Source organism: Deinococcus rubellus (assembly GCF_025244745.1).
GTDB lineage: Bacteria > Deinococcota > Deinococci > Deinococcales > Deinococcaceae > Deinococcus > Deinococcus rubellus.
This window is the reverse complement of record NZ_CP104213.1, coordinates 1229574-1251712: the sequence shown is the minus strand read 5'-3', so window position 1 is coordinate 1251712 and position 22139 is coordinate 1229574. Positions and strand designations below refer to the sequence as shown.

Annotated in this window: 24 protein-coding genes and 1 pseudogene; 15 read left to right on the top strand and 10 right to left on the bottom strand. The window is 64.1% G+C overall.

Annotated elements, in window-relative coordinates:
- Positions 1-20: 20 nt before the first annotated feature.
- The 3 genes from N0D28_RS06585 (at position 21) to N0D28_RS06575 (ending at position 2242) form a co-directional block, all read left to right on the top strand.
- The gene (locus tag N0D28_RS06585; protein ID WP_260561569.1) at positions 21-1154 is read left to right on the top strand and encodes a bifunctional 3-deoxy-7-phosphoheptulonate synthase/chorismate mutase; all 1134 of its coding nucleotides are present in this window, start codon (positions 21-23) and stop codon (positions 1152-1154) included.
- A 102-nt stretch (positions 1155-1256) separates the two neighbouring features.
- Positions 1257-1604 carry a PadR family transcriptional regulator gene (locus tag N0D28_RS06580; protein WP_260561568.1) on the top strand — a complete coding sequence of 116 codons (348 nt, stop codon included), beginning with the start codon at positions 1257-1259 and terminating at the stop codon, positions 1602-1604.
- A gap of 5 nt (positions 1605-1609) precedes the next feature.
- The gene (locus tag N0D28_RS06575) at positions 1610-2242 is read left to right on the top strand and encodes a permease prefix domain 1-containing protein (protein ID WP_260561567.1); all 633 of its coding nucleotides are present in this window, start codon (positions 1610-1612) and stop codon (positions 2240-2242) included.
- A gap of 545 nt (positions 2243-2787) precedes the next feature.
- Here N0D28_RS06575 and N0D28_RS06570 read toward each other — a convergent pair.
- The 4 genes from N0D28_RS06570 to N0D28_RS06555 all read right to left on the bottom strand — a co-directional run bounded on the left by N0D28_RS06570 (position 2788) and on the right by N0D28_RS06555 (position 5426).
- Positions 2788-3879, bottom strand: a complete 1092-nt coding sequence (locus tag N0D28_RS06570) for a 3-deoxy-7-phosphoheptulonate synthase (RefSeq protein ID WP_260561566.1) — start codon at positions 3877-3879, stop codon at positions 2788-2790.
- Between the two features lie 187 nt (positions 3880-4066).
- Entirely contained in the window at positions 4067-4741 is a 675-nt protein-coding gene (locus N0D28_RS06565) for an HAD family hydrolase (RefSeq protein WP_260561565.1), read from the bottom strand.
- Between the two features lie 269 nt (positions 4742-5010).
- A complete protein-coding gene (locus N0D28_RS06560; RefSeq protein ID WP_260561564.1) occupies positions 5011-5202 on the bottom strand; it encodes a hypothetical protein in 192 nt (63 codons plus the stop codon).
- A 17-nt stretch (positions 5203-5219) separates the two neighbouring features.
- Complete coding sequence (locus N0D28_RS06555; protein WP_260561563.1) at positions 5220-5426, bottom strand: hypothetical protein; 207 nt, start codon at positions 5424-5426, stop codon at positions 5220-5222.
- Between the two features lie 687 nt (positions 5427-6113).
- Here N0D28_RS06555 and N0D28_RS06550 point away from each other — a divergent pair.
- The 4 genes from N0D28_RS06550 (at position 6114) to ribF (ending at position 9553) form a co-directional block, all read left to right on the top strand.
- Positions 6114-6731: a C40 family peptidase gene (locus tag N0D28_RS06550; protein ID WP_260561562.1), complete on the top strand. Its 618-nt coding sequence runs from the start codon at positions 6114-6116 to the stop codon at positions 6729-6731.
- Positions 6732-6916: 185 nt separating this feature from the next.
- Positions 6917-7981: a cell division protein FtsZ gene (ftsZ, locus tag N0D28_RS06545; protein WP_260561561.1), complete on the top strand. Its 1065-nt coding sequence runs from the start codon at positions 6917-6919 to the stop codon at positions 7979-7981.
- 89 nt (positions 7982-8070) lie between these two features.
- On the top strand, positions 8071-8646 hold the full coding sequence (locus N0D28_RS06540; protein ID WP_260561560.1) for an NUDIX domain-containing protein: 576 nt from the start codon (positions 8071-8073) through the stop codon (positions 8644-8646).
- Position 8647: 1 nt separating this feature from the next.
- A complete protein-coding gene (ribF, locus tag N0D28_RS06535) occupies positions 8648-9553 on the top strand; it encodes a riboflavin biosynthesis protein RibF (protein WP_260561559.1) in 906 nt (301 codons plus the stop codon).
- Positions 9554-9602: 49 nt separating this feature from the next.
- On the opposite strand, the gene hpf is transcribed toward ribF, so the two are convergent.
- Positions 9603-10157 (bottom strand): ribosome hibernation-promoting factor, HPF/YfiA family, encoded by a 555-nt coding sequence (gene hpf / locus N0D28_RS06530; protein ID WP_260561558.1) that lies wholly within the window; start codon positions 10155-10157, stop codon positions 9603-9605.
- 171 nt (positions 10158-10328) lie between these two features.
- On the opposite strand from hpf, the gene N0D28_RS06525 reads away from it, so the two are divergent.
- Positions 10329-10910: an MOSC domain-containing protein gene (locus N0D28_RS06525; protein ID WP_260561557.1), complete on the top strand. Its 582-nt coding sequence runs from the start codon at positions 10329-10331 to the stop codon at positions 10908-10910.
- 53 nt (positions 10911-10963) lie between these two features.
- Here N0D28_RS06525 and meaB read toward each other — a convergent pair whose 3' ends face one another.
- Positions 10964-11938, bottom strand: a complete 975-nt coding sequence (gene meaB / locus N0D28_RS06520; protein ID WP_260561556.1) for a methylmalonyl Co-A mutase-associated GTPase MeaB — start codon at positions 11936-11938, stop codon at positions 10964-10966.
- Positions 11939-12027: 89 nt separating this feature from the next.
- Here meaB and N0D28_RS06515 point away from each other — a divergent pair.
- Both N0D28_RS06515 and N0D28_RS06510 read left to right on the top strand, forming a co-directional pair.
- A pseudogene (locus tag N0D28_RS06515) lies at positions 12028-12249 on the top strand (transposase); the annotation flags it as partial.
- Positions 12219-12908, top strand: coding sequence for an IS5 family transposase (locus tag N0D28_RS06510; protein WP_260560479.1), 690 nt, complete (start codon positions 12219-12221; stop codon positions 12906-12908). The pseudogene N0D28_RS06515 and the gene N0D28_RS06510, both read left to right, overlap by 31 nt.
- Before the next feature lie 149 nt (positions 12909-13057).
- Here N0D28_RS06510 and N0D28_RS06505 read toward each other — a convergent pair whose 3' ends face one another.
- Positions 13058-13885: a hypothetical protein gene (locus tag N0D28_RS06505; protein ID WP_260561555.1), complete on the bottom strand. Its 828-nt coding sequence runs from the start codon at positions 13883-13885 to the stop codon at positions 13058-13060.
- A 112-nt stretch (positions 13886-13997) separates the two neighbouring features.
- Between N0D28_RS06505 and N0D28_RS06500 the strand changes: the two genes are divergently transcribed.
- The 4 genes from N0D28_RS06500 to N0D28_RS06485 are packed head-to-tail and all read left to right on the top strand — an operon-like array spanning position 13998 to position 17335.
- Entirely contained in the window at positions 13998-14243 is a 246-nt protein-coding gene (locus N0D28_RS06500; protein WP_260561554.1) for a FeoA family protein, read from the top strand.
- Complete coding sequence (feoB, locus tag N0D28_RS06495; protein ID WP_260561553.1) at positions 14240-16459, top strand: ferrous iron transport protein B; 2220 nt, start codon at positions 14240-14242, stop codon at positions 16457-16459. The genes N0D28_RS06500 and feoB overlap by 4 nt, the downstream gene beginning before the upstream one ends.
- On the top strand, positions 16456-16755 hold the full coding sequence (locus tag N0D28_RS06490) for a FeoC-like transcriptional regulator (protein ID WP_260561552.1): 300 nt from the start codon (positions 16456-16458) through the stop codon (positions 16753-16755). Before feoB ends, N0D28_RS06490 begins: the two co-directional genes overlap by 4 nt.
- Before the next feature lie 4 nt (positions 16756-16759).
- Complete coding sequence (locus N0D28_RS06485; RefSeq protein ID WP_260561551.1) at positions 16760-17335, top strand: NADPH-dependent FMN reductase; 576 nt, start codon at positions 16760-16762, stop codon at positions 17333-17335.
- A gap of 9 nt (positions 17336-17344) precedes the next feature.
- Here the strand turns inward: N0D28_RS06485 and N0D28_RS06480 are convergent, their stop codons facing one another.
- The 3 genes from N0D28_RS06480 to N0D28_RS06470 all read right to left on the bottom strand — a co-directional run bounded on the left by N0D28_RS06480 (position 17345) and on the right by N0D28_RS06470 (position 20602).
- A complete protein-coding gene (locus N0D28_RS06480; protein WP_312846436.1) occupies positions 17345-19150 on the bottom strand; it encodes an alpha-amylase family glycosyl hydrolase in 1806 nt (601 codons plus the stop codon).
- Positions 19151-19315: 165 nt separating this feature from the next.
- On the bottom strand, positions 19316-19891 hold the full coding sequence (locus N0D28_RS06475) for a peroxidase-related enzyme (RefSeq protein WP_260561550.1): 576 nt from the start codon (positions 19889-19891) through the stop codon (positions 19316-19318).
- A gap of 192 nt (positions 19892-20083) precedes the next feature.
- Positions 20084-20602 carry a hypothetical protein gene (locus tag N0D28_RS06470; RefSeq protein ID WP_260561549.1) on the bottom strand — a complete coding sequence of 173 codons (519 nt, stop codon included), beginning with the start codon at positions 20600-20602 and terminating at the stop codon, positions 20084-20086.
- Between the two features lie 131 nt (positions 20603-20733).
- On the opposite strand from N0D28_RS06470, the gene ffh reads away from it, so the two are divergent.
- On the top strand, positions 20734-22116 hold the full coding sequence (ffh, locus tag N0D28_RS06465; RefSeq protein ID WP_260561548.1) for a signal recognition particle protein: 1383 nt from the start codon (positions 20734-20736) through the stop codon (positions 22114-22116).
- Positions 22117-22139: the final 23 nt, after the last annotated feature.

Below are 22139 nucleotides of genomic sequence, written 5' to 3'. Positions count from 1 at the left end.
GCGCTTTTTAGACTGTGCAGATGAACCACAACGATTTGCCTGTGCCGGACGACGCGGGAATCAGCTCGCCCGCCAGCATCGAAAGCCTGCGCGCCCAGATCGATTTGATCAACGACGACCTGATCCGGCTGATCTCACGCCGCGCCGCTCTGGCCGCCGAGATCGGCCACGTCAAGACCCTGGAAGGCCGCCCGCACCATTACGACCCGGCCCGCGAGGAGCGTCAGCTCAAGTACATCGAGGAGGTCAACCCCGGCCCCTTCTCGGCAGCGGCCCTCAAGAGCATCTTCAAGGAAATCTTCCGGGCCAGCCTGGACCTGGAGGAAGCCAACGACAAAAAGCAGCTGCTGGTCAGCCGCAAGGTGCAGAGCACCGACACCGTGCTGGACATCAAAGGGGTGCGGGTGGGGGGCGACGCGCCGCCGATCATCATCGCCGGGCCGTGCAGCATCGAGGGCGAGGAGATGATGGAGGCGACGGCCTCGTTCCTGGCCGCGAAAGGCGTCCGGATTCTGCGTGGCGGGGCCTACAAGCCGCGCACCAGTCCGTACGGCTTTCAGGGCATGGGGATCGATGGCCTGATTCTGGGTGCGGGCGCGGCGCGCGACCACAATATGCTGTTTGTCACCGAAGTGATGGATACCCGCGACGTGGAGGTGGTGGCCGAGTATGCCGACATCTTGCAGATCGGGGCCAGAAACATGCACAACTTCGCCCTGCTGCGCGAGGTGGGCCGCAGCGGGATGCCGGTGCTGCTCAAGCGCGGGTTTGCCGCCACCATCGAGGAGTGGCTCTACGCCGCCGAGTACATTCTGGCCGAGGGCAACAAGCAGGTGATGCTCTGCGAGCGCGGCATCCGCACCTTCGAGAAGTGGACCCGCAATACGCTCGATCTCTCGGCAGTGGCGCTGGCCAAGCAGGAAACCCACCTGCCAGTGCTGGTGGACGTGACCCACGCGGCGGGGCGGCGCGACCTCCTGATTCCGCTGGCGAAGGCGGCCCTGGCGGTGGGCGCAGACGGCCTGCACGTCGAGGTGCATCCCAACCCGGCCACGGCGCTGAGCGACAACGAGCAGCAGCTCGATTTTGCCGGATACGAGGCCTTCGACGCCGCCGTGAAGCCGATGATGGGAGCACTGAGCGTTAAGCTCTAACCCGTTTCAGCAAGCGGACCGCACTCTGAGTGGGTCGGCCCGCTTGCTGTTGAATGTTGGCACTACTTTGCAGTGCAAGCTACCTTGTTCTACACTCTAGTCATGACCCCGCTCAAATCCGGCACGCTCGATCTGGCGCTGCTCGCCTCACTGGAAAGCCAGTCGCGCTACGGCCTGGAAATCTTGCAGCACGTCAACACCCGCAGCGGCGGCGCGTTTGATCTGCGGGAGGGCAGTCTCTATCCGGCCCTGCACCGGCTGGTTAAATCCGGCTGGGTGGAGAGCGAGTGGCAGGAAAGTGACCGGGGCGGTGCGCCACGCAAGTATTACCGCCTGACCGAAAGTGGACAGGCGGCGCTGGGGGCCAAGAAAGCCGAGTGGCGCAGCCTGCGGGGAGCGCTCGACGCGCTGTTATTCACACGGCTGGGGTGGTCAGGGTGGCTGGGGTGACTGGCATGACCCGCCAGGCTGCTGGCCGATCCGGCAAAATGCTGAGCCTGAATGAGTATATTCAGCGCGCCACACTTGGCCTACCCAAAGCCGAGCGACTGGACGCCGCTGCCGAACTGCGGGCACACCTGCTGGAGCGGGTGGCTGAGCTGGAGCAAAAAGGCTTTGCGCGGGAGGAAGCCGAGTTTCTGGCGGTGCAGGCAATGGGCGACCCGGCTCCAATGAACCGGGGACTGCTGGGCTGGAGCCTCCCCCGAACCCTCGGCTGGGCGGTACTGGGCTTGATGTCGCTGGCAACCGGGAGTTGGTGGGTCTACAACAACCTGATGCCGCCAAAAGAAGGCATCAACGTGACCGGCAGCAATCTCAAGCCGGACGATATGGCGGTGCTCTGGTACAACCCCGATGCGCCGCTCGGAATCGATGCGAACTCTTACAGCGCAGTCCTGACTTACCCGAAAGCCACCCGGACCATCTACTACGCCTACATCACGCCGGACCATGTGATGATCAAGAGCAATGTCCTTTCTACCGTCAATGAGTACGCCGTGTCCAAGCGCTGGCCGGGCAGTTACCGTTATCAGGAACGCTGGCTGGTTGCTGGTCAGGAGGGCTCGAACGCCTGCCCGCAGGACTAGAACCTGTTCTCATCCGTTCTGACCATCCACTCCCCCCTCAGCTACGCTGACGGCTCAGCAGGCGATCCACCAAACCTGAATCTGGAAAAAGCTGGACCTGGAAACTCGGTCTGTAGCGGCATGAAGCACCTGCCTGTCACACCCACATCAAGCTCTGAAATCCGGGTCATCACAGGTGGCATGCTGGTGTCCAGTCAGGACGGCGCTCCCTACAGGCCGCTCTCACTGGGCCGCTGGACTCTTCTCCAGCAACTCCTGATCCCGTCTCAAAAGTCATCGATCACGTCTCGGCCAGTTATGCCTAATCTGCCGCCGAATTTCAAAGACACTGGCCTGTATTTGGCGGTGCTGCCCAGCGATCAGACTGCCCCGCTCAGTGACTCCGGTGCAGTATTCAGGCGCGGCCCAAACGGGAGCGTCACCGCGCTGAGCTACGGTGGCCAGACTCTGCCTGATTTGCCTGCGCTCGACTGGGCGACGTTCATGCGGAATCTGCGGGAGATGCCCCAGCCCTAAAACCTGAAAGCGGGCCAATCTTTGCTCGCTCAGCTCACGACTTCGGACTTCACCACTGCGCCCATTTGCTCGTAGGCCCACTTCAGCAACTCCTCGGTGCTCTCCCAGCCCACGCAGGCGTCGGTCACCGACACGCCGTATTTGAGGTCGGCGTGATCTGCCGGAATGCCCTGCTTGCCCTCATTCAGGTTGCTCTCCAGCATCAGGCCGATCAGGGCATCGTTTCCGGCCACCCGCTGTAAAATCACGTCGTGCCAGGCGTCGAGCTGCTTCTCAAACTGGTAATTGCTGTTGTGGTGCGAGCAGTCCACGACGAGGCCCGCCGTGACCTTGGCGTCGGTCATCAGGCCTAGGGTTTCCTGCACGTGTTCGGCGGCGTAGTTGGGGCCAAAACGCCCGCCGCGCAAAATCACGTGGCCGTCAGGGTTGCCGCGAGTCGAGACGACGGCGGCCTGGCCCTCGTCGGTGATGCCCAGAAAAGTGTGCGGCTTCCCGGCGCTGACAATGGCGTCCACCGCCAGCTTGATGTTGCCACCGGTGCCGTTCTTGAAGCCCACCGGAGCCGAAACGCCGCTGACCATTGCCCGGTGCGTCTGCGACTCAGTGGTGCGCGCGCCGATGGCCCCCCAACTGAGCTGATCGTCGATGTACTGCGGCACGAACGGATCGAGCAGTTCGGTCCCCACTGGCACGCCGAGTTCATTGATCTTCAGCATCAGGCGGCGGGTCATCTTGAGGCCCAGATTAAAGTCGTTCTGGCCGTTCATATGCGGGTCGTTGAGATAACCGCGCCAGCCGACGGTGGTGCGCGGCTTGTCCATGTAAACACGCATCACGATTTCCAGCCGGTCCGCGTACTGGGTGCGGAGTTTGGCGAGCCGGGCCGCGTACTCCAGCGCCTGCGCCTCGTCGTGGATGCTGCACGGTCCCACGATCAGCAGCAGCCGGGGGTCTTCCTTGTGGACGATCCGTTGCACGCTCTGGCGGGCGCGGGTCACGGTCTGCTGGGCCTTCTCGGTCAGCGGCAGTTCGGCCTTGAGGTCGCGCGGCGAGGTCAACGGATCGAAGCGGGAAACGTGGGTGTTGGCGATCACGGGTTCCGAGATGACTTTTTCTGGCATGGCTCTCCTGAATGAAACATCCCCGCGCCGGAGTGGATTCCGGGCGGGGAAGCAAACGCAGCGCGTTCTAGGCCCGGACCCTTCCGAACCAATAAAAGAACGCCGTCTGGCTGAACATGCTGTTTACTGTACGCGCCTGCGGCGGCAGCGCAGGCGGGTCGGGCTAGACTACTGACCCATGCGGAACCTACGCCAGCCAGCCCGGCCAGTTCTGAAAATCGGGGACCACCAGCCGCGCGCCCGCCGCGAGCAGGGCCGCCTCGGTCTGGGTGGTGCTCAGGGCCACCACCACGCAGCCCGCCGCCGCTGCACTCATGACGCCGCTCACCGCGTCCTCGTGGGCCAGACAGTGCCGGGGATCGAGGTTCAGCAGCGCCGCGCCGCGCTCGAACGGCTCGGAATGGGGTTTGCCACGCGTCACGTCCTCGCCCAGAATCCGCTTCGGAAAGTGCCCCGAAAATCCCAGCGCCTCCAGCCCGAACTCGACATTGACCCTGTCAGCACTGGTCACCAGGGCGTAAGGAATCTGCCGCGCCGAGAGGATATCCAGATAAGCGCTCAGCCCCGCCACTTCACGCAGTGCCCCGCGTGCCAGGGTGCGGTAGCGTTCCTCCTTGGCGGTGTGAAAGAGAAGTGCTTCCTCGGGCGTGGGCGGGCGTCCGGTGAGGCGCTGCATGATCTCGGGGTTGCGCCCGCCGTCCACCTTGGTGTCGAGGTCCAGCTCGGTCAGGCTCAGACCCATGTGCGAGAGCGCCACCTCGCGCCAGGCCTGCCGGTGAAAAACGTTGTTGCTCGTCAGCACGCCGTCCATGTCGAACAGCACGCCTGCCGGAGCGAGAGGAAAAGAAATGGGAGAAGCCATCTGCGGATTCTAGGGCCACCAAACACACCCGGTTCAGGACCAGCCAACGCTCAAGAGCATGCCGGTCGATGAGGACTCGGCCCACCATGGCGATGTCGCTGGCCGGGGAACAGCCTGTGCCGCTAGCGGGCCAAGAGCGTCGCCACCAATGTGTTGAGCGACACGCGCCGCAGTTAAACGCCCGGCATGGCGGCCCCGAAGCGCAGGGGCGGCGTACCCCCTGCTGGGCCGCGTGGCTGACCCTAGCCGGGTGGTACGGCTAGGCTGGGTCAGGTCGGTGTTGGCGACGCTTGCCAGCACCGACATGCCTGCACGTCCACTGTGGTGGCCCAGGTCAGCCAGTCCGAGCTGTTGGTGGACACACCCGGCACCAGCACGCTGCACAGATCAGGCGTCACAGTCTGCATCTGGGTAGGCGTCAAGAGCTGCACCGCCTCGGCCACCCACAGCGGCCCTGGCAAGCTGCCGATCCGGCTTCTTAGCGCGCCCAGCCCTCGCGGCCCAGGCTGCCCGGCTGGCCCAGCAGTTCAACCTGCACCGCTGTCTGGAGAGCAGCCACCCGCGTATTGAAACTCAGGATCTGCGCTGCCACGCTGCGGGACGAGGGCGCGAACTCGCAGGCTATCTGCATTCCGGCCAGCATCCGGGGCAGCACTCCTCCAGAAACGACTCTCAAGCGGCGCATGTTCTGAGTCTCGACCCAGCTTGCCGGGAGGACATCTCGATGCTTCGGGGGTAAAGACAGTCTTATACGGGTTCGGTCTGTTCCGTATGCAAACCGGAAAAGCGGGCAGGCGTCCGCTCTGCCTCAGAAAAGCCGATTCGTCTATTCCATGTCTGGAACCTGTTTCTCTCCTTCTCCTACTGTCTTGGGCAGAACGGAGGAAGGAGACCTGTACAGGTGCAGGTGCTGCTCACGACGATACGCCCGGATGGGCGCCTGCCCGCTGGTCAGATGAAACCGGTTTTGCAAATAGATTTCATCCGAGTCCGTACTTACCGTCCGGGGAAAGCCATTTCCGGCCCGAAACAGCCAGCCGAATTGGCCTGCTCTCCCCTCTTCTTGATGGACTCTGCGGGCGTTCGGCAGCGGCAATCCCCCACAAGTCAGATCGAGAGATACGAAAAATGTGAATCGTGAGTCAAATTGTATTCGGGGTCTGCGCGCTGGCTCCATCAGCCCACCCAGGCGGTCAAGTCAGAAATGTCACAAATGAGAAATAAAATGAGAATTATGGCAAACTCTCAGGGCGGCCTAAAGAATGAGGAGAGGCTTTAGTAGCGATTTTTCCTGCACCCAGCAGCAAAAAACCAATCCTAAGATGAGGGTGAATGGGGGAAAGTTAAAGGGCTGATAAACTTCAAGACGTTAATGAATGCCTTCAGAATGTTCCTGACCGTAGTTGCCCTGAGCGGCAGCCTTGGCACTGCTGCCGCCGCCACCTATACCGTCAGAGCTGGAGACACCATTTCGAGTGTGGCGCAGCGCAACAATTTGCAGCCGCAGAAGCTGATGCAGATCAATGGCCTGAACACCACCACCCTGCAAGTCGGCCAGAAACTCAACCTCGGCTCGGGGACCTCCAGCCGCCCGGCGACTGCCGTCTCTGCCCCCAGGTCCGGCGGCAGCAGCACCATCCGCACGGCGGCGCTGCGCTTTCTGGGCATCCGCTATGCATCGGGCGGCAGCAGCAACTGGGGGCTGGATTGCAGCGGCTACACCCAGGCGGTCTACCGCTCAATGGGCGTCTCACTGCCACGTACCGCCGCCTCGCAGTTTCATAGCGGCTCGGCGGTGGGACGCAGCAACCTGCAAGCGGGTGACCTGATGTTCTTCAACACCATGGGCCGGGGCGTGTCGCACGTGGCGATCTACCTGGGCAACGGCGACTTTGCCAACGCCAACAGCTACTACGGGCGCACCATGGTCGATAACCTCTCCAATCCCTACTGGTCGGCCCGCTATATCGGTGCCCGCCGGGTGATGTAACCCCGTATACTGTAAGCCAAAGCCCCCATCCAGTCGCAGGCTCCAGTCAGAACAGACCGGGGCCTGTGCTGTTGTCTATGCGGCGTCGAAGAATGACCCCGGTATGCCCGAGCGCCGCAGGCAGTATCCTGGGCTAAACTAACAAGCGCACGGAAGGCACCTTCCGGTCTTAAGGAGAAGAATTGATGCAAGCGGCTAGAATTCGCGTGATCGGCCTGGGTGGAGCAGGAAACAACGCCGTCAACCGCATGATTGAGTCGGGGCTGGAAGGCGTGGAATTTATCGCCGGAAACACCGACGCACAGGTGCTGGCCAAAAGCCACGCCGAAGTCCGGATTCAGCTCGGAGACCGCCTGACGCGCGGCCTGGGCGCGGGAGCCAACCCTGAGGTGGGCGAGAAAGCGGCGATGGAAGACCGCGAACGCATCAAGGAATACCTCGAAGGCACCGATATGCTCTTTATCACGGCGGGCATGGGCGGCGGCACTGGCACCGGCTCCGCGCCGGTGGTGGCCGAGGTTGCCCGCGAGATGAACATCCTGACGGTGGGCATCGTGACCAAGCCCTTCAAGTTCGAGGGACCGCGCCGCAGCAAGGTGGCCGAGGACGGCATCCTGAAGTTGCAGGAGCGGGTCGACGGCATGATCGTCGTCAACAACGAAAAGCTCCTGACCGCCGTCGACAAGAAAGTCTCGATCCGCGACGCCTTCCTGATCGCCGACCGGGTGCTGTACTACGGCGTCAAGGGCATCAGTGACGTGATCAACGTGGAAGGCATGATCAACGTTGATTTCGCCGACGTTCGCAACCTTCTTTCCAACGCGGGCGCAGTCCTGATGGGCATCGGCTCGGGCCGGGGCGACAAGCTGGCCGACGAGGCCGCTGCCAGCGCCATCAACAGTCCGCTGCTGGAGCGCGGCGTCGAGGGTGCCCGCCGCATTCTGGTCAACGTGACCGGCGGCTACGACCTCTCGATGAACGACGCCCACGAAATTGTCGAGAAGATCCGTGACGCCACCGGCCACGAGGACCCCGACATGCTATTCGGCGTGTCGTTCGACGAGAACGCGGGCGAGGAAGTGCGCGTCACGGTCATCGCCACCGGCTTCAACGAAACCCAGAACCCGCTGGGCGGCGGGCGGCTCGACCCGATTCCCTCCTCCACGGTGCGGACCTCGCGCGGCCAGAGCCACTATGACCCCAAGGACTACGACATCCCGGCCTTCCTGCGCCAGGTGGACCGGGGCTAGACCTCCCGCACCAGCTTTCCCGTCCCTCCCACTCCCCGGCTGCTGAGCAGAGCCGGGGAGTTTTCATGTGGCCTGCTAAACTGCCCCCCATGACCGACACCAAAACCATCTACAGCGGGCGCATCGTGAGCCTGGAAGTACAGGAAGGGAAGTGGGAGATCGTGCGCCACGCCCCGGCGGTCTCGGTCTTGCTGCTCAACGAGGCGGGTGAGCTGCTGTGCGTGCGCCAGTTTCGCCGCGCCGTGAACACCCACACCGTGGAAGTCCCAGCGGGCCTGATTGAAGAGGGCGAGACACCCGAGGCCGCCGCCCGCCGCGAACTCCAGGAGGAGGCAGGCCTGGACGCCGACATGACCCTGCTGACCCGCTTTTACTCCAGCCCCGGTTTCAGCGACGAGGAACTCTATGTCTTCCGGGCCGAGAACCCCCACGAGTCGAGACTGCCGATGGACGACGACGAGGACATCGAGGTGCTGTGGCTGAGGCCCGAAGTGCTGCTGCGCGGCCTGCGTGACGGCTCGCTGAAGGGCAGCGCAGCCACCGTAACAGCGGCGCTGCTGGCCCTCACGGGCGCGCCGCCCGACCCCAACATGGGCCGTAAGGTTGATCAGCAAGGCGGCGATCAACAGGGCGAGCAGACAGGCGGGCCACAGGGTCGGCACTGACTTGAAGACCTACCTCTCGGCCAGCCAGCGGCCCGACACCGCGACGGCAGTGGCCATCGGCTCCTTCGACGGCCTGCACCTGGGGCACCAGGCGCTGCTGGCCCGCCTGCGCGAGCGTGCCCGCTTTCACCACGTGCCGAGCGTGGTCTATACCTTCGACCCGCCCACCCGCGTGTTTACCCAGGGCGTCGAGTTTCTGTCGACCCTGCCGGAGAAGCTGGAACTGCTCTCGCGCTACGGCGTGGACGAGGTGATCGCCGTGCCGTTCACCGCCGAGTTCGCCGCCCGGCCCAAGAGCGAGTTTCTGAACGATCTGCGGAGCCTGCGCCCGCTGGCAGTGGTGGTCGGTGAGGACTTCCATTTCGGCAAGGACCGGGGCGGCAGCGTGGACGACCTGCGTCAGATCAGCCGCGACGTGACGGCGCTGCCGATGCACAGCCTGGGCGGCGAGGACATCAAGAGCACCCGCATCCGCGAATTTCTGCGCACAGGCGACGTGGACGGCGCGCGGCGTTTCCTGGGCCGCCACTACAGCGCCCAGGGCGTGGTGGTGCAGGGCGATCAGCTCGGGCGCACCCTGGGCTTCCCCACCGCCAATGTGCAAGTCGCCAGCGGCAAGGCACTGCCCAGGGGCGTCTTTGCGGTGCGGGTGCAGGTCGAGTCGGGCGGCGTTACCGAGACCCACGGTGGCATGGCCAACATCGGCACCCGGCCCACCGTAAGCGGGCTGGAAATGCGCTTCGAGGTCAACCTGCTGGGCTTCGACGGCGACCTCTACGGCAAGGAATTGCAAGTCAAGTTCTTCTCGTTCATCCGCGCTGAGCAGAGATTCGGCGGCCTGGACGAACTCAAGGCCCAGCTTGTGCGCGACCAGGAAAAAGCACGGACGCTGCTGGACAAATTGTAAAGACCCTGGGACCGAGACCGACTGGTTTCCAGGGTCTTATCTGCCGAGTTCAGCTCGGTTCGATCAGCCCGTAGTGGCCGTCTTTGCGGCGGTACACCACCCCGCACGAGTGGGTGGTCATGTTCATGAACACGTAAAAGTCGTGGCCGAGCGCTTCCATCTGGGTCACGGCGTCCTCGGCGGACATCGGGCGCATGTCGAAGCGCTTCTGACGCACAATCTCGGGTTTGAATTCGCTCACATCGTCGCCACCGTCCGCGTCTGGCATGGACGTCTGGGCGTCAATCGGCGCGTCGAAGCGCTGGCGCATGATGCGGGTCTTGAATTTGCGGAGCTGGCGCTCCAGTACGTCACCGGCCTTGTCGATGGCGGCGTACATGTCGGTGTGGTGTTCCTCGGCGCGAATAATGCCGTTGGGCACGTTGAGCTGAACCTCGACGCGGTTGCGGCGCGCGGCGTCTCTCACATCGCGTACGGTGAGGGTCACGCGGGCGTCGGTGATCTGACCGTTAAACCGGTCGAGCCGCGTCAGCTTGCTCTCCACGTAGTCGCGCAGGGCGTCGGTCACGTCAACGTTGCGTCCGCTCAGCTTGTAGATATGCACAAGGTCACCTCTTTCCCGGTCAGAAGTTGAAATGAACGTGGGTTGTGGGCTCCTGCCGGTACCCCCATGATAAGCCCCAGGTCATGAGAGCGTCAGGCAAAAAAGCATGGTGTCCGCTCAGGGAAAAGGGGATACTGGAGAGCGGCAGCAAGGCGCACAATGGAAGGCGACATGTCCGGCCCAGTCCAGCACACAACCCAGGCGACGGTGCAGGCCGTCAGCCGCGACGGGGCACACCGATTCAGCAAGGTCGCGCAGCCTGTCATCCGCTTACTGGCGGGCCTGGGTGTGGAGAATGATTCGCACCTGGGTGTCACCGTGCAACACCGCTCCAGGGTCGCCGCCGATCCCAGCCAGCCGAACCTGCGCCAGGTCCATCTGATCCACGCCGAACTGTTCGATGAGCTGGCCGCCCAGGGTTTTACTGTCGGGGCCGGGCAGCTCGGCGAGAACGTCACCACGCGGGGCACTGATCTGCTGGCCCTGCCCGTCGGCACCCGGCTACATCTTGGCCCCGATGCTGTGGTCGAGGTCACCGGGCTGCGGAATCCCTGCGCTCAGATCGAGTCATTCGGGCTGAAGCAGCACCGTAGCGGGCTGCTGGCCGCCGTGCTGGACAGGGACGCCGCCGGGCGCTTGATCCGCAGAGCAGGCATCATGGGCGTGGTGCTGATAAGCGGCGAGGTGCGGGCAGGTGACGCTCTGCGGGCCGAGTGGCCGCCCAAACCCTGGCGAGCGCTGGAGCGGGTCTAGCAAAAGCAGTGGAACAAGACGGGCAGGCCCGGGAGAAAGGGAGACTTTCGGCCCTAGGCCCTTCCCACCGCTTCCAGCAGCGCTGAGACGCCTTGCACCGGGGTCAGTCTCGCTGCGTCCACCTCAGCGCGCACGCGGCGCAACTCAGCAGCGTCAAGCCTCGAAGTCAGGGCCTGCCAGGCGGCCTCGCGCAGCAGCTCCTCGAACCAGCTTCCGAGCTGCGACTGCCGCCGCGCCCGCACCCGCGTCTCATCGGCCACGCACGCCTGAACCGCCGCCCAGAGTTCGGGCAAGCCTGCACCCGTGAGCGACGAGGCCGCCAGCACGCGCGGCTGCCAGGAGGCCGAGCGCGGGGTCAGCAGGTGCAGGGCCGAGGTGAGTTCGCTCTGGGCACGCCGGGTTGCCGCCGCGTCGAGGTCGGCCTTGTGGACCACGCAGATGTCGGCCAGTTCCATGATGCCGCGCTTGAGGCCCTGGAGTTCGTCCCCGGCATTGGGCAGGGTCAGCAGCACAAACACGTCGGTCATGGCGGCCACCTGCGTCTCGCTCTGGCCCACGCCCACCGTCTCGATCAGAATAATGTCGTGGCCCGCCGCCTCACACAGCAGCGCCGCCTCGCGGGTACGCCGGGCCACACCGCCGAGCGCGCCGCCACTGGGACTGGGCCGGATAAAGGCCCCCGGATGCACCGTCAGGCCGGGCATGCGGGTCTTGTCGCCCATGATGCTGCCGCCAGTGCGCTGGCTGCTGGGGTCCACTGCCAGCACGGCCACCTTATGGCCCTCACCGGCCAGCCGCAGACCCAGCGCCTCGATGAAGCTGGATTTGCCCACCCCCGGCACCCCGGTCAACCCGACCCGGACGCTGCGCCCGGTGTACGGCAGCAGTTCGGCGAGCAGGCGCTGGGCCTCGCGCACATGTTCAGGCCGCGACGACTCGGCCAGCGTGATGGCGCGGGCCAGGGCGCGGCGGCTGCCCGAGAGCAGCGGCGCGGCGAGTGGATGGGTGGCGGACGGCTGGGAAGTCACGGTCCTGATCCTAGAGGATGGCGGCCAAAGGTGCGCGGGCCACTTCGCCTCAGCTTAGAGTCTATTCGGAAAGTATGTAGACTAAGGGCATGACGACGACACAGCCTCACCAAGCGCAGATTGATGAGCAAGAAACCATCTGGGAAGTGCCAGATGCCCTCTGGACACGTCTTGAACCGCTCCTGATCATTGACAAACCGCGCAAGAAGTCTGGGCGTCCCTCACGGGACGCCCGTTCCATTTTCAATGGTTTAATTTGGCTCGCCCGCACCGGCAGTCAATGGAGTCAACTCCCACGGCGCTACTCTCCGGTCTCTACGGCTCACGAGCGCTTCAGCGCTTGGGTGGAACATGGCTGTCTCAGACGGGCGTGGGCGGTGATCCTCGAGGAATATGGCGAGGAACTCGGCATCGATTGGGAGTGGCAAGCCGCAGACGGGAGCATTGTCAAAGCGCCGTTGGGAAAAAGGGGGCCTCCGGTGCCGAGGAAGCCACGGGGAGCAATCCAACTGACCGAGGCAAAGCTGGTTGTAAACGCACTCTCCTGACGGATGCCAAAGGTATTCCGTTAGCGGTCGTGCTGTGTGGGGCCAACCGCCATGACAGTCAGAAACTCAAAGACGTGCTGGAGGCCGTTGTCACCGTTGTTCCTCAACCGCAGATTGAGGAACAACGCCATCTCCTTCTTGACCGTGGATACGACACGCCGACGTGTCGCACCTTAGCCTGCGATGCGGGCTTCGTCGTGCATATTCCGAAAAAAGCGTCAAAGGAAACACCGCTTCCTGCGCCAACAGACCCAGATCGCCATCCGCCAAGACGTTGGGTGGTGGAAGTTGGGCACGCTTGGTTCAATCGGTTCAGACGGCTCCAGACCCGCTGGGAAAAGCGTCAAGCGCTGTATCTGGGATTTGTCGAGTTGGCTGCCTGCCTCATCATCTGGCGAAAACTGGCCCCGCTCGTCACCTGAATAGACTTTCCGAACAGGCTCTTAGTCACAGCAGTTTTCGGAAAGGTGAAAGCTGCGGTTGAACCTGGTCTGAGCGTCGACAGGGACGAAGGGTTCAAGGCAACTGCATTCCCCTGGACTCCCGGCTCCTGCGGCATTCAGATGTCCGCTCAGCCCCGGCTGTAGCCGGTGGCCCGCCAGCCGCAGCCGTTGCGGGTGAGACTGATGGTGCCGCCGAAGGTACCGCCCACCGGCTGACCACTGCTGCGCTGGGTGGCGCTGAGCTTGACGCTGCCGCTGACCTTGGCGCTGTTGCCGCTGATGCTGACCCCGCCCACGCTGACGTTGTAGCTGATGCCGCTGTAAACCGCACCGTAGGCTCCTGAGGCGTCACTCAGGCCCGAGGAAGCCGCGCTACTGGCAGTGGCGCGCGCCGAGGCCACGTCCTGCTCCTGGGTCAGATTGCACTCGGCAGGCGCGCTACCGGCGTACTGAACGCTGGCGTCATCGGCCTGCTTGGGATCGGGCACCATGCTGCCCTGCAAGTTCTCGACGCTCAGGCGGTAGTTGACGCCCAGTGCCAGGCGCGGCCCCGGCACCGTCAGCAGCGACGAGCGGATGAACTGCGCTCCGGCCTCGACATAACCTTCGACCGGCAGCAGCGGCGTGCTGTAGCGCAGACCCGCCCCCAGGCTGGTTGCCAGCGAACCCGACGGCAGGGTGTCGATGCCGCCCAGCAGGTACACGTTGAGGTTGTTGAATTTGGCCACGTCATAGCTCACGCCCCCACCGAACGAAGCGCCAGTGGCGTTCTGGGCGTTGCAGTACGACACCTGACCGTACAAGCCGATCCGGTCAGACTGCACGCCTGCCCGCAGGCCGACGATCTGGCAGCCCAGCGCGGCGCTGGTGTTGAGGCCCAGCCGAAGATCGGCGGCGTGGGCGGACGAGGCCGCGAGGGCCGAGGCAAGCACAGTCAGGGTCAGGAGTCTACGCATGAACTTCTTTGTACCACTGCCGAATGTGTGACCTTGCGGAAGCCGCGCCGGGTCAAGCACTCGCCCAGATCACCTTGCATTCCACCGTAATCCGAGTAGACTAGTCGGGTTTATGGGAGACGTGACGCTCGATACCCTCAAGCCCGGCGCAGCGGCACATGTGGTGGCCCTTGACCCCAGGCATCCGCTGCGCCGCCGCCTGCTCGAACTCGGTTTTATTCGCGGCGCAAAAGTAGAAGTGATGCGCTTTGCACCGCTGGGCGACCCGGTGCATCTGCGGCTGGGGCGCACTGACCTGGCCCTCAGGGCCGCCGATTTGCAGGGCGTGACGGTGAGGGCCGTGAAGGGGGATCTGTGACCGCTTCCCCGCCTACCTCGCCCCGTGTCGACGTCGCCGCCTGTGCGGCCACCGTTGCCAGACTGCGTGCTCACCGCGAGCCGCGCGCGCTGGTGATCGGCAATCCCAACACCGGCAAATCTACTTTGATCAATGCGGTGGCCGGAACCCGCCTGAAGGTCGGCAACTGGTCGGGCGTGACGGTGGAAAAGCGCGAGGCGCACCTGAAACGTGGCGACCAGACGGTGCATTTGCTGGACCTGCCCGGCGCTTACTCGCTCTCGCCGCATACCCCCGAGGAGCTGATCACCCGCACCGCCCTGCTCGACGAAGCGCCAGACGTGCTGCTCAATGTCATCGATGCCGGGAACCTGGAGCGCAACCTCTATCTGACGCTGCAACTGCTGGAATTCCGGGTGCCGCTGACCATCGCCCTGAACTTGGTGGACGAGGCCAGGAACAAGGGACTGGCAGTGGATGCAGCTGTACTGAGCACAGAACTCGGCGTGCCGGTGGTGGAAACGGTGGGCGTCAAGTCCATCGGCACGGCGGGCCTGCTGGACGCCACCCTCAGCGGCGCGCAGGTGGGTGCGGTGCTGCGTTACCCCGACGCCATCGAAGCCGCCGCTGCCGATCTGGAGCAGCGCATGGCCGGGCTGCCGACGCTGCCGCCGCACGCCCACCGCTACCTGGCCTTGAGTTTGCTGGAGGGTGATCCGAGCCTGCGGGGCCGCCTGAGCGCCACCGGGCACGCCGAACTCGTTGACGCTGCCGACGCCCACCGTGCCGGGCTGGAACTCGCAGGCATTGATCCGCTGATAGAAATTGCCGAGGCCAGATACGCCCGTGCCGGGGAGATTGCCCGGCTGGCGGTGCCTCAGGCCGAACTCAAGCTGACCCTCACCGAGAAGCTGGATAGGCTGGCGCTGCACCCCTGGCTGGGCACCCCCATCTTTCTGGCGCTGGTGCTGACGGTGTTCCGACTGACCTTCACGGTGGCGGCTCCCTTCGTGGACCTGATCGGCGGGCCGCTGCAAGAGGTGGCGAGCGGCTGGGCCGTCAGTCTGCTGGGCTGGGCACCGCTCCTGAAAGACATCGTGGTGGGCGCGATCATTCCCGGCGTCGGCACGGTGCTGAGCTTCCTGCCGACCCTGCTGGTGCTGTACCTGGCCATGAGCTTTCTGGAAGACAGCGGCTACATGGCCCGCGCCGCGTTCCTGGCCGACCGCAGCATGCGCGGGCTGGGGCTGGACGGACGGGCCTTCATTCCGCTAATTCTGGGCTTCGGCTGCAACGTGCCCGCCGTCTACGCCACCCGCACTTTGGAGCGCAAATCAGACCGGGTGCTGGTCAGCATGATCCTGCCGTTCATGAGCTGCTCGGCCCGCTTGCCCGTTTACGTCATTTTCTCGGCGGCGCTGTTTCCGAAGGCGGGCGCGTGGGTGGTCTGGAGCATGTACGTGCTCGGCATGGCGGTGGCCTTCGCGTTTGCCTGGGTACTTCGCAAGACCTCCCTGCCCGCCGAGGGCAGCGGCGTGCTACTGGAGTTACCGCCGTACCGCTTCCCGGCCTGGAAAGTGATGTGGACCCACGCCGCACGCCGCACCGCCAGCTTCGCCAAGCGCGCCCGCACGACCGTTCTGGCGACGGTGGCTGTCGTGTGGGTGCTGCTGTCCATTCCTGCGGTCAGCGGGCAGAGTTTCGGCAATGTCCCTCCCGCCCAGAGCCTATTTGGCCGGGCCAGCCAGGCAGTCAGCCCGATCTTCGCGCCGCTGGGTTTCGGCAACTGGCAGGCCACCGGCGCGCTGGTGCCGGGATTTATCGCCAAGGAAGTGGTGGTGGGCACGCTGGGCCAGATTTATCTGGGTGAACAGGCCAAGCAAGCCGCACCGCTTGGCCTTGCAGACGGCCTCAAGCAGACCGTGCTGTCGACCTGGAGTGCCGTGAAGACTTCAGTGCAGGCGCTACCCACCCTGATCGCGCTGCCGAGTTTCGGGGCCGATTCCATCGCCGAGCAGAAGACGCCGCTGGCCGCCGCCCTCGCCAGAGCATTCACACCCGCTGCGGGGCTGGCGTACCTGGTGTTCGTGCTGCTCTACACGCCCTGCGTCGCGACCATTGGGGCCATGCAGGCCGAGCACGGGCGGCGGGTGGCCTGGATGACGGTGGCCTACGAAATGGGCATCGCCTGGGTCGCGGGCCTGATCGTGTATCAGATTGCCCGGTGGTTTCTGTGACCTCTCCCCTGGCGACCATTCTCGGCACGCTGGTCGGCAACCCGCGCACCCTGCCGGAACTCTCGCGTCACCTGGGCAGCTCGCCCGAGGCGCTGGAGGGCATGCTGCGAACGCTCTATGCCGGGGGCTACGTGCAGGAGGCCGTCCAGAACCAGGGCGACTGCTCGTGCAACGGCTGCAGCCTGAAAAGCATGTGCCGCAACTTCGGTGACGAGACGCCTGAGTTTCACCTGCTGCGGCTGACCGAGCGCGGGGAGAAGTACCTGAAACGCATCGCTCCCCAGCCTGTAGCCTGAGCGCATGAAGTTCACCGTCCTGTCCACCAGCCTCAGTCCCCAGAGCCGCAGCCGGATGCTGGCATATCTGGCCGCCGAGCGACTCACCACGCAGGGCCACCAAGTCACCTTGCTTGATCTGCGAAGCACGCCGCTGCCTGCCTTTGACGACGACGCCACCTACCAGCACCCCAACGTCCAGCTCTACCGGCAGGCCATCGGGCAGGCCGACGGGGTGGTTCTGGCCCTGCCGGTCTACAACTGGGCCACCGGTAGCGGCGCGAAGAATCTGATCGAACTGACCGGCTCGCACAGCACCACACGCGGCCTCAGCGCCGTCTGGTTCGACAAGGTCGTGACCTTTCTGGTGGCGGGTGGGCTGATGCACAGCTACGTCTCGCATCACCCACTGGCACTGGGCCTGATAACCGACTTCAAGTGTATTCTCAATCCGTACCACGTCTATGCCATTGGAGAAGACTGGGAAGGCGACACGCTCAGGCCGCCAGTTGATGCGCGGCTCAATAAGACGCTGGCGGTGGCGGCGGAACTCTCGGAAACATTGCAGGGCCGCGAGTACCGTTCCACCTGGGAGATGTGAAGCCCTCCGTCACTGTCCCCGGCCCAGCAGCCTCCCGCTGCTGAGGTCGAGCTGGATTTCTCCGCTTAAAATTTCTCCACTGAGCAGATCAGTCCACCCGCCGTCCGGCAGAATCAGGGGGACGGGTTCAGACGTGCGCGAGGCCAGCGCCAGCACTGCCTCGGTGTGGCCGCTGGCCGCCGTGTACTCGCGCACGAAACCGACGGCGTCTGACGTTTGCAGCACGAAGCGCAGGTTGCCCTGCTGCAAGGCCAGCGAATTGCGGCGCACCCGGATCAAGTTCTGGACCTCAGCCCGCAGGTCGGTGTTCCAGTCGGCCTCGTCCCAGGGCATACTCTCCCGGCACCAGGGCATCGCGCCCTGCTCGGTCTGCGACAGGCCGATCTCAGTGCCATAGTACAGGCAAGGCACGCCCGCGTAGGCCAGCAGCAGAGTCAGGGCGGCGCGCAGCTTGCGGGTGTCATTGCCGAGCCGGTAGAGGGCGCGGGGAATGTCGTGCGAGTCGAGCAGATTGAACATGCTCAGCGCCACCTGCGGCGGCAGGGCGTGGTAGGTGTCGGCCAGCAGGGTGCAGAGTTCCTGACCGCCCAGACGGCTGGGCGTGAAGGTGTAGCTGTGCCCCGACAGCCACTGCATCAGTGGCAGGCCGAAGCCGTGATAGTTCATCGCGCCGTCCTCGCCCTGGCCGTCCAGCGCCGCCTCGGGGTCGAAGAACCGCTCGCCGAACACGTAGGCGTCACTCTTTTCGGAACGGGCCGCCCGCTTGAGGGCGCGGTGCAGTTCGAGGTTGCCCTCGTCAGTGCCGCCTTTGCCGATCATGTGGGCCACGTCCAGCCGCCAGCCGTCGGCTCCCCGGCGCAGCCATTCGCGCACCACACTTTCCTCGCCCGCCAGAAACTCCTGCTCGGCCTCACCGCTCAGGTAGTCGAGCTTGGGCAGGGTCGGCACGTCGAAAAAGGCGTGGTAGGGCAACTCGTGATCGTCTCGCCAGGTGAACATGGCCCGCTCACGCTCCTGCCCTGCCAGCGCCGCCCGGAACAGCGCGTGCTCGTTACCGACATGGTTGAACACCCCGTCGAGTACCACCTTGAAGTCGGCGGCGTGGGCCGCCTGGGTCAACGAATCGAAGGCCGCGTCGCCACCGAGGTGCGGATCGATGTGGCGGTAATCGGAGATGTCGTAGCGGTGGTTGCTGGGCGAAACGAAGATCGGAGTCAGCCAGAGGGCATTGACGCCGAGATCGGTCAGGTACGGCAGCGCCTCCTCAATACCGAGCAGATCACCGCCGTAGTGGGCGTGAACGTCGCCCGCCTTATCGATCGGCGCGCCCCAGGGCCGGATCTCGATAGGGCGGCCCTGGTACTCATACTCACCCTCACGCACGTTGTTGCCAGGGTCGCCGTCGCGAAAGCGGTCGGGGAAAATCTGATAGAAGACACTCTGCCAGGCCCACTCAGGCGCGACGTGCCCGGCCAGATACTGAAACCAGCTGCGGAAGCCGCGCCGCCCATGCGTCAGACCTGCCGCCGTCAGGTTGAGGTGGTCGTCCGGCAGGCGCAGTTCCCAGGCGTAGCGCACCCGCGCCGCGTGAACTGGCAGCTCGGCCTCGAACCACTGGCCTTCCCCCGTGAAGGCGGGCAACGTCACAGGGTGGGCGTTCAGATACTCGATCTCGCCCACCCGCACGACTTTCAGTGACACGCCAGTAACCGGCAAATCCGTCCAGACGCGCACAGCGACGCTCTCGCTCTGTGGCAGACCCAGGGCGGCGGTGAAGGCGGGGGTGTGGTTATGGCGGGCGGTGGGGTGCATCATCGGGTCAGTCTCCTGGGGAGCACGGTTGGGGGGTACGGCGAAACGGCACGCCTCCAGCCAGGTGGGGAGGTCGTGCCGCATGAACGTTGGGGCAAGCGTTGCCTGTCATTTTGGCTCAAGCCAGAACAGGAACCGGACCAGATTCAAGCCCGCACGCTCCGGGTTTCAGCGGCCCGCACCGTAGTACTCCGCGTTCGGCACGAAACCCAGGGCGCTCGACACCCGGTTGGTCAGGTTGAACATCCCGATCACCTGCACCAGTTCCATGAGCTGATGATCGTTCAGACCCGCCGCCCTCAGCGGTTCCAGATCGGCCTCGGTCATACTGGCGGGGTCGCGGGTGAGCTGCTCGGCGTAGCGGCACAGCGCCGCCTCGCGCGCCGTCAGCGGGGCCTGCCGCCAGTTGACCGCCACCGCGTCGGCCTTGGCAGCGTCCATGCCCGAGAGCCGCAGCGCCGCGCCGTGCGACACCGCGCAGTACAGGCAGGCGTTGATCGAACTCACCACGACGGCCACCAGCTCGCGCTCCTGCCCGCTCAGGTGCCCCTCCTTGTTGAGTAGCAGATTGAAGTAACTCCACCAGGCCTGAAACTGCTCACCGTTGAGCGCCTGCGCTTTGAAGACGTTCGGCACGAAGCCGAGATTGCCCTGGGCTTTGCGCCAGAGTTTCGCGACCCCCTCAGGAACTTCCGTTTCGGTAGGCACGGGCAGAAAGGAGATTCGATCTGGGGTTGTGGTCATACCCTCAGTGTAATAGGACCGACCACCGATCATAAACAGCGTCGCCTGAGCCGAATAACCCCTTGAGAGCGTTTGTCTGTTCCATCGGTGCAGAAAGGCACTCCGTCAGTTCCAGGGTCTTGAGCAGAACCGCATCCTCATGGAGCCTGACCGCTCCCATCTGCTCAAGCTCTCCGCATCCCAAAGCGAGACTTACAGTTGCGAAATACAGGTGGACTTGACGCCTCCGCTTTGAGCATCAATCTGAATCTTGTAATTGGTATCGGACTGAAAATCCAGCGACTCGATATTGCTTGCCGTCACCAGGGTCGATGACCAGATAACGTAAGGCGTGCCTGAACTCACGACACTGGTAAATACACTGTCATCGCTGCTTGAAGCGCTGTGGGTATAGTTGAGTTTAGCGGTGTTGTACTGATAATTGCCGTCGCCAGTGATGACCAGCGTACAGCCGTCTCCGCCGACAGTCTGCCCAACAATGGTCCCCTTCAGGCAGTTGGTGGCCGCAGGATCAGAAGAACCGCTCAACACCGCACAAGTGCCCAGTTGAGCACGGGTCAGGGTGCTGCCGTTGCTGGGGGCGGTGCCGCCACCTGCTGTACCGCCTCCCGTACCAGCGCCGCCCGTGCCGCCACCTGGGTTTGGAGTACTGCTGCCGCAAGCAGTCAGGACAAGCGCAGCCGAGGTCAGAACCACTATCAGGTTTTTCATCCGTTGACCCTAGAGAGCCTTTATAAACTGAGACTGAAATACTTTTCGCGCCGCCAGCATGCACCTTGACGCTCGCCCACTTTGTAAAGCTTTGGAAGAGTTTGTCAGGCCACTTCTGCTAGCCTACAGCCATGTTTGAGAACCTCGGCAACAAATTGCAAGACATTCTGGAACGCCTCCAGCGCGAGAAGACCCTGACCGACACGCAGGTCAAAGCCGCTATGCGCGAGATCCGGATGGCCCTCTTGGAGGCTGACGTGAATTTCGGCGTTGCCAAGGAGTTCGTCGCGCGGGTCAGCGAGAAGGCGGTGGGCCAGGAAGTGCTGGGCAGCCTCGACGCCGGGCAGATGGTGGTCAAGCTGGTCCACGACGAACTGATTCAGACGCTCGGCGGGGAATCCAAGCAGCCAGTCCTCAAAACCGAGGGCAATGTGGTGTTCATGGTGGGCCTCCAGGGTGCGGGCAAAACCACCTCAACCGGAAAGCTCGCCAAGTTCTACAAGGAAAAGGGACGCCGGGTGCTGCTCATCGCCGCCGACACCCAGCGCCCCGCCGCCCGCGAGCAGCTCCGCACGCTGGGCAACCAGGTCGGCGTGCCGGTGCTCGAAGTCGCCAACGGCGAGACGCCCGCCCAGACCAGACAGCGCCTCAATGAGTTTCAGCAGACCGACTTCCGCGACCTGGTGATCGTGGACACGGCGGGGCGGCTCCAGATCGACGAGAACCTGATGGACCAGCTCGCCGACCTCCAGACTGCTCTCCAGCCCACCGAAACCCTGCTGGTGGTGGACGCCATGACCGGGCAGGAAGCGCTGAGCGTCGCCAAGACCTTCGACGAGCGGGTCAACTTGACCGGCCTGATCATCACCAAGATGGACGGCGACGCGCGCGGCGGGGCGGCGCTCTCGGCACGCTTCGTGACCGGCAAGCCGATTTATTTTGCGGGCACCTCCGAGAAGCTGACTGGCCTGGAACCCTTCTACCCCGACCGGGTGGCGGGCCGCATCCTGGGCATGGGCGACGTGCTGGGCCTGATCGAGCGCGCACAGCAAGCCGATTTGCAGAGCATGGAAACCAAGAAGGCCGAGGAATTCGACCTCGAAGACCTGCTCAACCAGTTGCGCCAGATTCGCAAGATGGGGCCACTGGGCGACCTGATCAAGCTGATCCCCGGCATGAGCCGTGCCCTGCCTGAGGGCTTCAGCATTGACGAGAAGCAGATTCACAAGATCGACTCGATGATCTCCAGCATGACCCTTAAGGAGCGGCGCAATCCCAAGATCCTGAACGCCTCGCGCCGCAAGCGCATCGCGGCAGGCGCAGGCACCCAGGTCAGCGAGATCAACAAACTGGTCAAGATGCACGAGCAGATGAAGGACATGATGAAGATGCTCCAGCGCATGAGCGGCGGCAAGGGCATGGGCGGAATGGGCAAGCTCGGCGCGGGCATGAAGGGTGGGCGCGGTCTCCAGCCCAGCCAGATGCCGCCCAAGCTGCCAAACTCGCGGCGCTGAGTGACGTCGCCTACTATCGAGCG